Annotated in this window: 13 protein-coding genes; 7 read left to right on the top strand and 6 right to left on the bottom strand. The window is 71.3% G+C overall.

Features of this window, described 5'->3' with window-relative positions; genetic code table 11:
• Positions 1-13: 13 nt before the first annotated feature.
• A complete protein-coding gene (locus tag AB0M82_RS19745; RefSeq protein ID WP_364723531.1) occupies positions 14-1,057 on the bottom strand; it encodes a LacI family DNA-binding transcriptional regulator in 1,044 nt (347 codons plus the stop codon).
• Positions 1,058-1,059: 2 nt separating this feature from the next.
• The gene (locus tag AB0M82_RS19740) at positions 1,060-2,730 is read right to left on the bottom strand and encodes a right-handed parallel beta-helix repeat-containing protein (RefSeq protein WP_364723530.1); all 1,671 of its coding nucleotides are present in this window, start codon (positions 2,728-2,730) and stop codon (positions 1,060-1,062) included.
• Positions 2,731-2,849: 119 nt separating this feature from the next.
• On the opposite strand from AB0M82_RS19740, the gene AB0M82_RS19735 reads away from it, so the two are divergent.
• Complete coding sequence (locus AB0M82_RS19735) at positions 2,850-3,875, top strand: LacI family DNA-binding transcriptional regulator (RefSeq protein WP_364723527.1); 1,026 nt, start codon at positions 2,850-2,852, stop codon at positions 3,873-3,875.
• A 173-nt stretch (positions 3,876-4,048) separates the two neighbouring features.
• On the opposite strand, the gene AB0M82_RS19730 is transcribed toward AB0M82_RS19735, so the two are convergent.
• Positions 4,049-4,876: an NAD(P)H-binding protein gene (locus AB0M82_RS19730; RefSeq protein ID WP_364723525.1), complete on the bottom strand. Its 828-nt coding sequence runs from the start codon at positions 4,874-4,876 to the stop codon at positions 4,049-4,051.
• Positions 4,877-4,936: 60 nt separating this feature from the next.
• Here AB0M82_RS19730 and AB0M82_RS19725 point away from each other — a divergent pair, with 60 nt between their 5' ends.
• Complete coding sequence (locus AB0M82_RS19725; RefSeq protein ID WP_364723524.1) at positions 4,937-5,926, top strand: AraC family transcriptional regulator; 990 nt, start codon at positions 4,937-4,939, stop codon at positions 5,924-5,926.
• 80 nt (positions 5,927-6,006) lie between these two features.
• Here the strand turns inward: AB0M82_RS19725 and AB0M82_RS19720 are convergent, their stop codons facing one another.
• Positions 6,007-6,786: a class I SAM-dependent methyltransferase gene (locus AB0M82_RS19720; protein WP_364723522.1), complete on the bottom strand. Its 780-nt coding sequence runs from the start codon at positions 6,784-6,786 to the stop codon at positions 6,007-6,009.
• 415 nt (positions 6,787-7,201) lie between these two features.
• Positions 7,202-7,414 (bottom strand): hypothetical protein, encoded by a 213-nt coding sequence (locus tag AB0M82_RS19715; protein ID WP_364723570.1) that lies wholly within the window; start codon positions 7,412-7,414, stop codon positions 7,202-7,204.
• Between the two features lie 113 nt (positions 7,415-7,527).
• Between AB0M82_RS19715 and AB0M82_RS19710 the strand changes: the two genes are divergently transcribed.
• The 5 genes from AB0M82_RS19710 (at position 7,528) to AB0M82_RS19690 (ending at position 11,476) form a co-directional block, all read left to right on the top strand.
• Positions 7,528-7,785 (top strand): hypothetical protein, encoded by a 258-nt coding sequence (locus AB0M82_RS19710; protein WP_364723520.1) that lies wholly within the window; start codon positions 7,528-7,530, stop codon positions 7,783-7,785.
• 149 nt (positions 7,786-7,934) lie between these two features.
• The gene (locus AB0M82_RS19705; protein WP_364723517.1) at positions 7,935-8,408 is read left to right on the top strand and encodes a hypothetical protein; all 474 of its coding nucleotides are present in this window, start codon (positions 7,935-7,937) and stop codon (positions 8,406-8,408) included.
• A 262-nt stretch (positions 8,409-8,670) separates the two neighbouring features.
• Positions 8,671-9,054 carry a VOC family protein gene (locus tag AB0M82_RS19700; RefSeq protein ID WP_364723514.1) on the top strand — a complete coding sequence of 128 codons (384 nt, stop codon included), beginning with the start codon at positions 8,671-8,673 and terminating at the stop codon, positions 9,052-9,054.
• 629 nt (positions 9,055-9,683) lie between these two features.
• Positions 9,684-10,313: a TetR/AcrR family transcriptional regulator gene (locus AB0M82_RS19695; protein WP_364723512.1), complete on the top strand. Its 630-nt coding sequence runs from the start codon at positions 9,684-9,686 to the stop codon at positions 10,311-10,313.
• Between the two features lie 62 nt (positions 10,314-10,375).
• A complete protein-coding gene (locus AB0M82_RS19690; RefSeq protein ID WP_364723509.1) occupies positions 10,376-11,476 on the top strand; it encodes a winged helix DNA-binding domain-containing protein in 1,101 nt (366 codons plus the stop codon).
• Positions 11,477-11,495: 19 nt separating this feature from the next.
• Here AB0M82_RS19690 and AB0M82_RS19685 read toward each other — a convergent pair whose 3' ends face one another.
• Entirely contained in the window at positions 11,496-12,452 is a 957-nt protein-coding gene (locus AB0M82_RS19685; RefSeq protein ID WP_364723507.1) for a YafY family protein, read from the bottom strand.
• Between the last annotated feature and the right edge of the window lie 82 nt (positions 12,453-12,534).

Here is a 12,534-nt window from a genome sequence, read left to right as displayed (position 1 = left end):
CCGTCAAGAGCGGTCAGCCGGCCGCCGCCACTCGCTCCCGCGTGCTGTCGCGGACGACCAGCCGGCCTTCGACGGTCACGTGGGTGACCGCACCGGGTTCGCCGAGCGCGAGCCGGATCGCCTCGGCCCCGGCGTACGCGAGCGGCAGCGCCACCGTGGTGAGCCTCGGCGTGACGTTGACCGCGAGCCCGACGTCGTCGAACCCGGTCAGCGACACGCCGTCCGGCACGGCGACCCCGGCCTCGCGGAAGGCGCGGAGCGCGCCGACGGCGAGCAGGTCGTTGACCGCCAGGACGGCGTCGGTTCCCCGCAGTCCTTCGGCGGCCAAGCGGTGCGCCACCTCATACCCGCCCTCCCGGCTCACCGGGCAGTGCACGATCCGCACGGCGGGCTCGGCGACGCCGCCCGCCCGCAGTCCTTCGACGAAGCCGGCGGTCCGGGCCGCCGCGGCGGCCTGGCCACGGGCGCCGGCGACGATCACGACCCGCCGGTGCCCCGACTCGGCCACGTACCGGCCCAGCCGGGACGCCGCCCCGTGGTTGTCGAACCCGACCGAGTGGAACGGCAGGTCCGTGTCGCCGACGATCACCACCCGGCCCCCGTCGTGCTCGTAGGCGCGCAGCTCCGCGAGCAGCCGGCCGGACAGCGCGCCGGCCTCGACCCGGCCGGAGGTGAGCACCAGCGCCCGCGGCCGCAGCGCCCGGACCCGGCGGATGGTCTCCAGCTGGCGTCCGGGGTCACCGTGGGTCGCCGAGACGGTGACGAACGCGCCGGTGGTGCTGGCCGCCCGCTCCATCGCCGACACCACGATGGCCATCGACGGCGTGGTGACGTCGTCGGCGACGAGCGCCAGCGAGTCACTCACCCGCCGCATCGCCCGCGCGGACGCGTCCGCCGTGTACCGCAGCCGCTCGGCGGCGGCCAGGACGCGCTCACGGAACTCCGGCGCGACCGTCCGGGAACTGGCGCCCAGCACCCGGGACGCCGTCGCGAGCGACACCCCGGCGGCCGCCGCGACGTCGTGCAGGGTCACGGTGTCCCGTGCCGGATGCGGCATCACTACCCCACTTCGAACGCGCCGATGTCCGGCTTCCCGGTGTACAGCGGGGTTCCCGCGTAGTCACGGCCGCCGTTGCCGCTGATCGCGACGCCCCGGTTGATCGCGGGCGATCCGGGACGGACCCGGAGACCGTACGCCGCGGCGAGCCGCGGCCCGGACTCCGGTGTGCCCACCGTCCAGTCCGGCGAGCCGGCGAACTGCGGATCCGCGCGGACGGCGTGCGCGTCGCCGGAGGGCACCGGCAGGGAGGCGCCACCGTAGAGGTTGCTGTCGTACCGGATGGTCGAACTGGTGGTGAGGGACGCGCCGGCCACTGTGGAGTACAGGATGTTGTCCGTGATGTCGTACGACGACGTCAGCGACGTGCCGTAGCCGTAGACCAGGTACTTGCCGCGGTCGTTGTGGATCGTGTTGCCGTACACCTTGGCCTTCGCGGCCTTGTCGGAGTGCAGGTAGACCGGGTACCTGGTGTTGCCCGCGATGACGTTGTAGCGCAGCACGACATCGCCGAAGGAGAACTGGCACAACAGGACGCCGTCGCCGTTGCCGTGGGACCAGTTGTACTGGACGACCACCTTGGTGGTGCCCTTGTCGGCGTCGATGCCGTTGGAATCCGCGCCGTTGGCCTTCTGCCTGGTCTCGGCGACCTCGTTGGACTGGATGGTCACGTCGTCGGCGAAGTAGGCCTCGATGCCCGACGTGCCCGCCCGGTGGACGACGTTCCCCTCGACCACCGCGTGCCGGACGCCGGTGAGGTACACGCCGTTGCACCCGTAGGCGGTGCCCGGCTGGCTGATGTGGTTGCCGCGGATGACCACGTTCGTGTGCGGGGTGAACCGGGTGTCGCCCGCGCTCGCGCGGCTTCCCCAGCCGGTGGCCACAGCGCCGGGGGCGTCCCCGGAGTACTGCTTGACCGAGATGCCGGCGAACGAGGTGTTGGCGATGACCGAGTTCTGGATGGTGATGCCGTCGAGCACCGTCGGCGTCGCCGGGGGCGCGCCGACGTTCGCCACCGTGGAGTCGAAGACGATGCCGCCGGTCTTCTTCGACCGGTCCCAGCCCATCTTGAAGTGGATGCCGGGCTTGTTGTCCGCCGTGTCGCCACCGATCCAGTTCACCTCGCCGGTGACGTCGTGGACGTCGACCCCGTCGACGACGAAACCGTGGAGCGGCCGGCCGCCGGTGCCGGTGACGTGGATGCCCCGCAGGTCCTTGAGGTTCGCGCCGGGGGTGCTCGTCGCGGGCGCCTGGTTGGTCACCTCGAGGCGCCGGACCGTCCAGAACTCCTGGTCGGCGAGGCGCACGGTGTCGTCGACCGCGCCGCCGCCGTCGATCCGGGGGTTCGCGCCGTCGCCGTACCGGTCGACGGTGATCGGCGCGCCCTGCGCGCCGGAGCCCTTCGGCCACAGCTGCCCGCTCCACCGCCCGCCCGCCCGCAGCAGGATCTCGTCACCGGGGCGGAAGGTCATCTGGTTGACCCGCGCGAGGCTGCGCCACGCGTGCGCGCTGTCCAAGCCCGAGGCGGTGTCGTTCCCCTGCGCGGCGTCGACGTGGTAACTCACTCCCGCCGCGACGATCTCCGCGGGTGAAGCGAGCGCGACCTGTGCCGGGGCGACGAGCAAGGCAGCCGCGAGCAATCCGGGAGCGGCTTGCCTGGAGATACTGAACACGTGGGCACTCCTCACGCCATCGTGGAGCCACCGGGTCATAATCTCGGAAAACGTATTCCATCACCTATCGTCCGGATCCACAAGAACCCGCGGACCCAGGGAAAGAAGCTCGTCACGTCATGACCGAGGAACGCATCGGCTCGTCCCCCACCCTGCGGGACGTCGCCGCGGAGGCGGGCGTCTCCGCGGCCACCGCGTCGCGGGCCCTCAACGGCAGCACCCGCACCGTCAGCGCGGAAAAGCTGGCCCTCGTGCTGCGGGCGGCCGAGAAACTCGGCTACGCGCCGAACCTGTCCGCGCAGGCCACCGCCCGGGGGTCGACGAAAACGGTCGCGCTGATCGTGCACGACATCGCCGACCCCTACTTCTCCTCCATCGCCGCCGGGGCCATCGAGGGCGCCGAGGCCGCCGGGCTGACCGTGACCATGGCCGTCACCGACCGGTCCCCCGCCCGGGAACTGGAGATCGTCTCGACCCTGCGCGGCCACCGGCCGCACGCCATCGTCCTCGCCGGCAGCCGGATCGGGGACGAGCACGACGCCCTGGCCGGAGAACTGCGCGCCTACGAGGCCGCGGGCGGGCGCGTGGCGGTGGTGAGCCAGCCGGGCCTGCCGTACGGGACCGTCGCGGTCGACAACCGCCGGGCCGCCGGAGACCTGGCGGCCGCCCTGGTCGCGCACGGATACCGGCGCTTCGCCGTGTTGCGCGGCCCTGACGACCTCCGCACCTCCAGGGATCGATCGGAAGGGTTCCTGGCCGGTCTCGCCCAGCCGGGGAACGCGGTCGTGATCGAAGCCGGCTTCACCGAGGAAGGCGGCCACGCGGCCATGACCGAACTGCTCGGCCGTGGTCTGGACGACATCGAGCTGGTGTTCGCCGTCAACGACGTCATGGCGATCGGCGCCATGCGCGCACTGCGCGACGCGGGCCTGGTCCCCGGGCGCGACCTCGCCGTGGCGGGGTTCGACGACATCAGCGCCGCCACCGACGTGGCCCCCGCCCTCACCACCGTCCGGGTGCCCATGCGAGCCATGGGCCTGCGCGCGATCGACCTCGTCCTGGCCGGCGGAGCGGAGAACGAGGTCGTTTGGCTGCCGACGACCGTCGTCCTGCGGGACAGCTCCCCGCTCCGCACAGGGCGATGAGCGAATCGCCCACGCAGGGTCACATTACCCCTTTGGTTTGCGTCGAATCGAGGCGGATTCGACGCAAACAGCGCGCGTTCCCTCTGCCATCCACCGCGGCGTGTACTGCTTCGTCGACCGACTTCCCGCAGCAGTCGGTCGACGAGCCTTTCGAACGGAACCGGTCGGCCGGGTCAGTTCCAGAGACCTGTGGCGGCGGTTTCGGTGACGTAGTCCTCGAACGGCCTGGCGGGCCGGCCGAGGGCCCGTTCCACGCCGTCGGTGGGCTCGGGGGCCGAGCCGTCGCGGATGGCGACGAGGATGCCGGTGAGCAGCCGCGCGATTTCGGGTGGGATGCCGTTGGCGACCTGGCGCTCGATGTGGGCCTCGGGGGCGACGTCGGTGTGACGGATCGTGCGTCCGGTGGCCTTGCCGATGAGGTCTGCCGCCTCACCGAAGCTGATGGCCCGTGGTCCGGTCAGCTGGTAGATCCGGCTCTTGTGGTGGTCTTCGGTGAGCGCCGCCGCGGCGACTTCGGCGATGTCCTCGGCGTCGATGAACGGCGTGCGCCCTTCACCGGTGGGCAGGGACAGCGTCCCGGCGAGGACCGCCGGCAGCCAGGGGCCCTCGCTGAAGTTCTGCGAGAACCAGTCCGGTCGCAGGATGGTCCAGTCGAGTCCGGCGGCGCGCACGGCCTGTTCGGCGGCCTTGAGCGGATGGCGGTCGTCGGCCTCGCCGACACCGCCGGCCGACAGGAGCACCAACCGCCGCACACCTGCGGCGACCGCTTCGGCCACGAACCTCGGGATGCGGTCCCCGCTCGCCCGCAGGTTGGGTTCCACGACGTAGGCGGCGGTGACGCCCTCCAGTGCGGGTGCCCAGGTTATCGGATCCGCGAGGTCGAACGCGATGTCTCCGCCGGTGCGGGAAGCCGTTCGCACTGCCTGGCCGGCGGCCCTGAGACGCCGGGTGATGCGGCGACCGGTCTTCCCGGTGCCGCCGACGATGAGGATGTTCTGCATGCCAGACAGCCAACTCCCCGACTCGAAGACGATCCATGGGAGAACGTCGAGAATATCTTTGTGATCGTCTACGGTGGGCGGGTGGACGTGCTGAGCGATCTGCTGGTCCGGGCCCGCGCCGGCAACACGCGAGTCCGGCAGCTGATTCGGCGGCCACCGTGGTCGGTGACCTATGCCGATCCGCCACCGCTGACCGTCGTGGCCACGCTCGGCGGGTGCGCTTCGGCCAGGTTCGACGACGCCGGTGCCGCCGCGGTGCGGCTTGCCCCGGGAGATATCGCCCTCATCAAGGGACCCGGCCGGCACACGATCGCCGACGACCCGTCCACCCCACCCGGGTTCGTGATCTACCAAGGGAGGAAACACTTCCCCGACGGAGGCGAGGTGGCAGCGCAAGCCCAACGGCACTCGGCACCCCGTACCTACGGCGACAGCCTGCCCGGGGCAACCATCATGCTGCGCGGCGCCTACGAGCTCCACGGTGACGCCGGTGCTCGGCTGCTGGACATGCTTCCGCCGCTGGCGCTCGTGCCCGCCGGGCCGCGGACCCAGCCGGCGCTGGACCTGCTCGCCACCGAGATCGCGCGCGACGAACCCGGCCAGGACGCAGTCCTCGCTCGACTGCTGGATCTGGTGCTCGTGCTGGCCTTGCGCGCCTGGTGTGCCGGGCCGCAGGTAGTGCTCCCCGCCTGGTACCGGGCGTTGGAAGATCCCGCCATCGGCGACGCGCTGCGCCTGATGCACGACGATCCCGCCCACCGGTGGACAGTCGCCGCGCTGGCCACCGAGGTCGGCATGTCCCGCGCCGCCTTCGCGGCACGCTTCACCACCTTGACCGGCCAGCCACCGCTCACCTATCTCACCGGCTGGCGGATGACTTTGGGGGCGGACCTGCTCCGGGACACCGAGGCAACCATCGCCACCGTGGCCCGCACGGTCGGCTACGAGGACGCCTTCGCCTTCAGCGTCGCATTCAAACGCGCCCGCGGCGTCAGCCCCTCGGTCTGGCGCCGCAAGTGCGCTGACACCCGCGCAACGACCGGTGGATGACAAGTAGCCGATGAGCGGGTATTTGTGTCGCCAGGGATGAGACATGAAAGGGGGTAGGCGGAATCCCTGGTACGGGATGACTACGGCAGCGACGCCGGGGCTGAGTGAGGTACGCGTGCCGTGGCCAGGACACGGCGCAACCTGTCGAAAGTCGCCAGGACTCGTTGTGCCTCATCCTGCATCGACCGCATCGCAGGGTCATCGCCGGCGTCGATGGTGAGGGCCTCCTGCCACAGTGCTTGTTCGGCCAGACGCCACACCGGTCTGTCGGCGACCTCGACATCCACGAAACCGGCGCGCGGCAATTGCCTACCCAGATCCAGCTGCCGCAGTCGCGGCGACAACCGCTCGTCGTCCGCGTCGACGGCTTCCCAGCACGTGACGAGCACACGTCCGCCGGGGCGGACAACTCGACGACACTCCCGCAACGCGTCCGGCAGCGGCTCGGCGAACTGAATGGAATCAACGACGAGCACGGCGTCGGCCGACGCCGTGCTCAGCCCCGTGGCGGTCAGCTCCCCCACCCGGAAGTCAGCTCGATCCGCCAGCCCCAACGCCCGCGCCCGGCGCCGGGCGTGCTCGATCGCGACCGCTGAAAAGTCGATCCCGACGACCCGGCAACCACTGCGTCGCGCGATCTCCAGCCCGTACCCGCCGCGACCGCACGCCAGATCCACCAGAACCTGCCCAGTACGCAGGTCAAGCGCCGCCACGACCTCATCGAGCCCGGCTCCGCCCAGCAGGCTCGTGGACTGTAGATCCGGCGGAAGCCCCAGCACCCGCCGCACAAGCTCATCGGCCACCGGCGACTCGATTCGATCCGCGTACCAGCTGTCGAACTCCCCAGCACTCCTCGCCACCCATCGACCATCTCACATCCCTCCCCGCCCGGGTGGGTGCACAAACCTGCCCCGCAGGACGGGCACGTTCGGATCGGGAGCTGTTGACCAGGCAGGAACGTCTTACGTGCCAGTACTTTCGAGTCGTGGTCGGTAACAACGACCATCTGTTTGGTGTCGGCCAGATCGATGGCCACGATCGCGTTCTGGGCGGGCGCCAGCGCACGGAGCCGGCCAGCCGTTCCCAGCACCGATTCCGGACGGCGTACGTTCACGCCGGAACCCGGCACCCCAGGTGCCACCCCGTCCTGCCGGTGGCAGCGGACCGCCGAGTTTCCGGTCCCGTGGCCATCCGTTCTCCGGAACGGGGGACGGAGGTGCGGAGAGGGCCCACTGCATCAATGCGTGGCCGGTAGCCCGGCCGCAGTCGCGGCGATCATGCGCTGCAGCGTGGGCCGGAACGGGGGAACACCCGGGCGATCTCCGGCTCGCGGTCGTACAGCTCCCGCAGTGCGGCCGAGGGGCGGGTCAGCAGGAACAGTTTCGCGACGAACGCGCTGGCCGCCATGACCAAGGACGCCCCGTCCGTGCCGGTCAGCTCGGGGCAGGCGGTGGTGAGCTGCCGCCCCAGGGTGAAGTAGGTGTCGATATGTCCTTCTTCGCCGAGGACGCCCGCTACCTGCCCGGCCGCGGCCCCGAGTTGCGCGGTCTCCCCGCGATCCGGGCGGCGTTCGCGCCGCAGTTCCCGGCCGCTACGGCGCGATGACCTTCGACGTGTACGACCGGGTGATCGACGAGTCCCGCGCCCGGGCGACGATCCGGTGGGCGTGCCGGTTGGACCTGACCGACGCGCACGGCAACCGCGCGATCCCGCCGCTGCGGTGGTTCGCCCGGCTCCGCTACGGCGGCCGCGTCCAATGGCACGGCCTGGACGTCTTCCACTTCGACTCCGCCGGGAAGATCACCGGCAAGTTCACCTACGCGACCTTCCGCATGCCGCTCTGGGAACGGGCACGCTGACCATCCGCGCCGACGAGCGTGATCAGCGTTCTCCTCTACCGCAGACCTGAACTGTCGCGACGCACGCTCATGCCGATGAGCGGACGCCGCTGCAGCCTGCAGTAGTAATCGGATGACGGCGGGCACCGTGTCCGATCACAATGCTGGACGTGCGACTTACCTGGACGATCAAGCACCACGGTTGGGCGCTCTGCTCTGTCGAGGACGAGCAAACCAGCGCCGAGGCGTTCGCTTCCTACGTCACCGATGGTCCCGAGCAGCTGCTGAGGGCCGTGGCCAGGATCATCCTCCATGAGACCCACACCAAGGCCGAGTTCGAGGCCGAACCCACCGTTTACCGCTGGTTCTTCCATCGTCGCGCTGACACGGTCACGGTCCGCCTTGTCGAAGCGGCCGAGTGGAAGACACCTGAACACGAAGGAAGCCTGCTCTGGCAAAGCGAGCAGCCAACGATCACGCTCGCCAGAACGGTCCTCAGGGCATTCGACACCGTCGCCGACGACCTGGGCGAGGCCTGCTACCAGACCCGGTGGGGCCGTCCGTTCCCCCGACACGAACTTGAAGGTCTCCGGGCGGCCTGGTGCCGAGCGGTCCAGCCCTCACCGGGGCCGACTGCTGACTGAGCCGAGGAGGTCCAGCCGTCCACCCGTCGCCATGGACGCGTCGGCTACCACGTTTCTGCCCTCTGCCCGCCCTGTCGATCATCCGATCGCCCTGTCATGCCGAGAAGCGGACGTCAGCAGGATCGGATGGCTGCTGCCTGACGTGTTGCAGGTGACCGGGGCTGGCAACCGCCGAGATCAGGTGAGGCCACCACGCAGGTGTGAAGTCAGAGCCGGCCCGAGAGCTTTGCCGGGCTCCTGAGTTGTGGATAGCGTTGAGACCATGCATCGCAGCCGACTGGTCGGGATCCTCATCGACGCACCCGCTTCCCAGGCCGGCGCGGCAGCCGACTTCTGGTCCGCGGTGCTGGGCGTCCCGGCCCATCCCGCGCCGGGACAAGAACAGTTCACCGTCTTGGTCGGCGCCGTGCCCGAACTGTTCACCGTCGTCCAGGCAGTCGAGGACGATGCGCCGCGCTACCACGTCGACATCGAGACCGATGACCTGGCCGCGGAGGTTGCCCGTCTCACAGCGTTGGGTGCAGAGCCGGTATCCGGTTGGCTGGATGCCCACACGTTACGCGCACCAGGCGGCCACCTGCTCTGCGTGGTGCCCGTGCACAGCAAGCCTGAGACGTTCGCCGCCTCGGCGCACACCTGGCCCTGACGACCCCTGAGAAGAACTACTTCCAGCGTCACCTCGGCAAGCCGCTTACCAATAATTATCCGCTCATGCCGCAGAGCGTGCGTTCGGGGTACCTACCTCCAGAACGCACTTCACGTCCTCGACCTGGCCGGGTCGAGGCCGATCAGTCGGATCGTTCTCGACCCTCACGAGCACCTCAGCGGACTCGTGCCGACCACCGTCGTCGGTCTCGTCACGCACAGTAACCGTTTCCAGTTCGTGACCAACCGCCGCCGGCGTGGTCCACGCCAGCCGATTTCCCTGCCATGGCAGGGAAGGGCAGCGGGTGGCCGGGAAACAGTCGCCCGGTCGTCACGTCGATGGCGACCGCGACGAGCGACAGCGTCGCCACGCCGTCACGGCACAGAAGTCCCCCGTGGGCCGGAGTCCGTCCGAAACCTCATCAGGACATTCCTGCGCGACGGAGGCGACCTTCGTTTCGGTGTCTCCCGCAGTGCCCGGTCACCGACGCGTGGGCACGGCGACGGCCACTGATGGACCAGCCGCGGACACGATCCCAGGTCGGCGACAAAGCGGCCGCTTACAATGGTGCCGATCGAGGCTGGCCGTCGTGCCCGCCACTCGGCGGTGCGATCTGGGAGGATCACCGGATGACGATGTCGCTGTCGGCCGAACTGTGGCCGGACGTGCAGCCGGAGACAGCGCGCCGGTTGATGCTGGCCGGGGTGGAAGCCTTCGCGAAGCGCGGCTACCACGCCACCACGACGCGGGACATCGCCGGCGCCGCGGGGATGAGCCCGGCCGCGCTCTACGTGCACTTCCCGTCCAAGGCCGCGCTCCTCTTCGCGATCAGCCGGTACGGCCACGAGCAGACCCTCGCCCTGGTCGAGAACGTCGTCGCGAAGGAGTCCGACCCGGTCGAGCGGATCCGGCTGATCGTCGAGGACTTCGTGGCCTGGCACGCGCGGCGTCACACCGTGGCCCGGGTCGTCCAGTACGAGCTGCAGGCCCTGCCCGAGCAGGAGTTCGAGGTGGTCGCCGAGCTGCGGCGGCGGATCGAGCGGATCGTGCGCGAGGTGATCGCCGCGGGCGTCGCCGGAGGCGTGTTCACGGTGTCCGACGCGCACATCTCGGCCCGGGCGGTGCTTTCCCTCGGCGTCGACGTCGCCCGCTGGTACAGCGACCGCGCCCGGCAGACCCCCGCCGCGCTCGGCAAGGAGTACGGCGAACTGGTGTTGCGCATGCTCGGCGCGCCGACGTCGGCGTCGCGGCCGAGCTGAAGTTTTCGGCATGGCCGGAATAGCGGACAGATCCTGTCCGCTATTCATGAAACGGTGGGCATATGCCGACCGTTCTGGACACCCGGGCGCTCAACCGCGCCACCCTGGCCCGGCAGCTGCTGCTCGACCGGGCCGCGCTGCCCGTGCGTGACGCCGTCGCGCACCTGGGCGGGCTGCAGGCGCAGGAACCCCAGGAACCGTTCACCGGGCTGTGGTCGCGGCTGCGCGCGTTCGAGCCGGCGACGCTGTCGGACCTGCTGACCGGGCGGCGGCTGGTGCGGACCCACCTGATGCGCCGCACCGTCCACCTGCTCACCGCCGAGGACGTCCTCGCGTGGCGGGCCCGGTTCGACACCATGCTGCGCCAGCGCGTCCTCGGCACCTACCGCCGCGAGCTCACCGGGGTCGACCTCGGCGAGCTCGCGGCGGCGGGCCGGGCGGTGCTGGCCGACGGCGAGCCCCGCTCGATGGGCGAACTCGCGCGAGCGGTCGCCGGGCGCTGGCCGGAGCCGGGACCGCGGGCGCTCGGCGAAATGCTGGTCGCCGCGCTGATTCCGACGGCGCAGCTGCCGCCCCGCGGGCTGTGGCGCACCAAGGCGGGTGTGCGCAACCTCCCGCTCACGGCGTGGCTGGGCCGCGAACCCGACGCGCCCGCCACGGACGGTGCGGACGGCGCCGACCCGGTCGGGCAGGCGCTGGTGCGGCGCTACCTGGCCGCGTTCGGTCCCGCCGCCTCGGCGGACCTGCGGGCCTGGTGCGGCCTGGCCGGGTTGCCGGCGGCGTGGGCGGCGCTGCGCGAAGAGCTGGAAGTCTTCCGCGACGAGCGGGGCCGCGAGCTCCTCGACCTGCCCGGCGCGCCACGTCCCGACGCGGACACGCCCGCCCCGGCGCGGTTCCTGCCGGCGTTCGACAACGCGATTCTCGGCTACCACGACCGCACGCGCGTCATCGACGACGTCCACCGCGGCCTCTCGGTCGCCGGCGAGCGCGTCGTGCTGGTCGACGGCCGGGTCGCCGCGACCTGGACCGTCGACGCCGGAGTCGTGGTCGTGACTCCGCTGCGGCGGTTGTCCCGGGCCGAACACGCCGACGTCGCCGAAGAGGGACAGGCGCTGGCGTCCTTCCTCTCCGACGGCGAAACCGACCGCGTCCGGGTGGCGTGAATCGCGCGCCGCGGCGCCGTCAGCCGACCGCCCGCGCGAAGCGTTCGGAGACCTCCCGCAGCCGCTCCACCAGGCCGGGCGGCGCTTCCTCGACGACGAAGTCGTAGCCCCACTGCGCCAGGTAGTACGGCACCGTGTCCAGGGTGTTCGCCCCGGTCCGCACCCGGCAGCTGTGCTCGTCGACCGCCTCCACCACCCCGCTGGTGGGCGGGATGCGGCGGGCCAGCACGGCGGCCGGGGCGGCCACCCGCAGCACGAGCCGGTGCGGGTAGGGCGCCGTCGAGATCCGGCTGGAAACGTACGCCGCGAGGTCCTCGGCCGGCGGTTCGCGCGGGGTGAACCGGAAGCCCGCCACCGGCACCCCCGCGATCCGGTCGACCCGGAAGGTGCGCCAGTCCTGCTTGTCGAGGTCGAACGCGACCAGGTACCAGCGCCGCCCGGTGTGGACCAGCCGCAGCGGCTCGACCGACCGGTGCGACTCCGCGCCGTCGCGGTCGCCGTAGCCGAAGCGCAGCCGCCCCTGGTCGCGGCACGCGACGGCGATCGCGGTGAGCACCTCCGCGTCGACCGTCGGCCCGGCGCCGGGCAGCGACACCGTCGCCGCCTGCAGCGCGCCGACCCGCGGCCGCAGCCGCGCGGGCAGCACCTGCTCCAGTTTCGCCAGCGCGCGCACCGACGTCTCCTCGATGCCGCTGATCGTGCCGCTCGCCGCCGTGCGCAGGCCGACCGCGACCGCGACGGCCTCGTCGTCGTCCAGCAGCAGCGGCGGCAGCGCGGCGCCCGCGCCGAGCCGGTAGCCGCCCGCCACGCCCGGCGTCGCGTGCACCGGGTAGCCGAGGGACCGCAGCCGCTCGACGTCGCGGCGGATCGTGCGGACGTCGACCTCCAGCCGCGCCGCGAGGTCGCCGCCCGGCCAGTCCCGCCGGGCCTGCAGGAGCGAGAGCAGCCGCAGCAGCCGTTCCGAAGTGCCGTACATGGCACGCAGTCTGCCAGACATCGCGGACAGATCCGGTCCTCGATCCGCCGGATGGCGCAGCCGGACGGTCAAACACTTGCCA

This window comes from Amycolatopsis sp. NPDC051128, assembly GCF_040682715.1.
Classification (GTDB): domain Bacteria; phylum Actinomycetota; class Actinomycetes; order Mycobacteriales; family Pseudonocardiaceae; genus Amycolatopsis.
The sequence above is the reverse complement of the archived record's forward strand: the minus strand, read 5'-3'. Positions and strand labels throughout refer to the sequence as shown.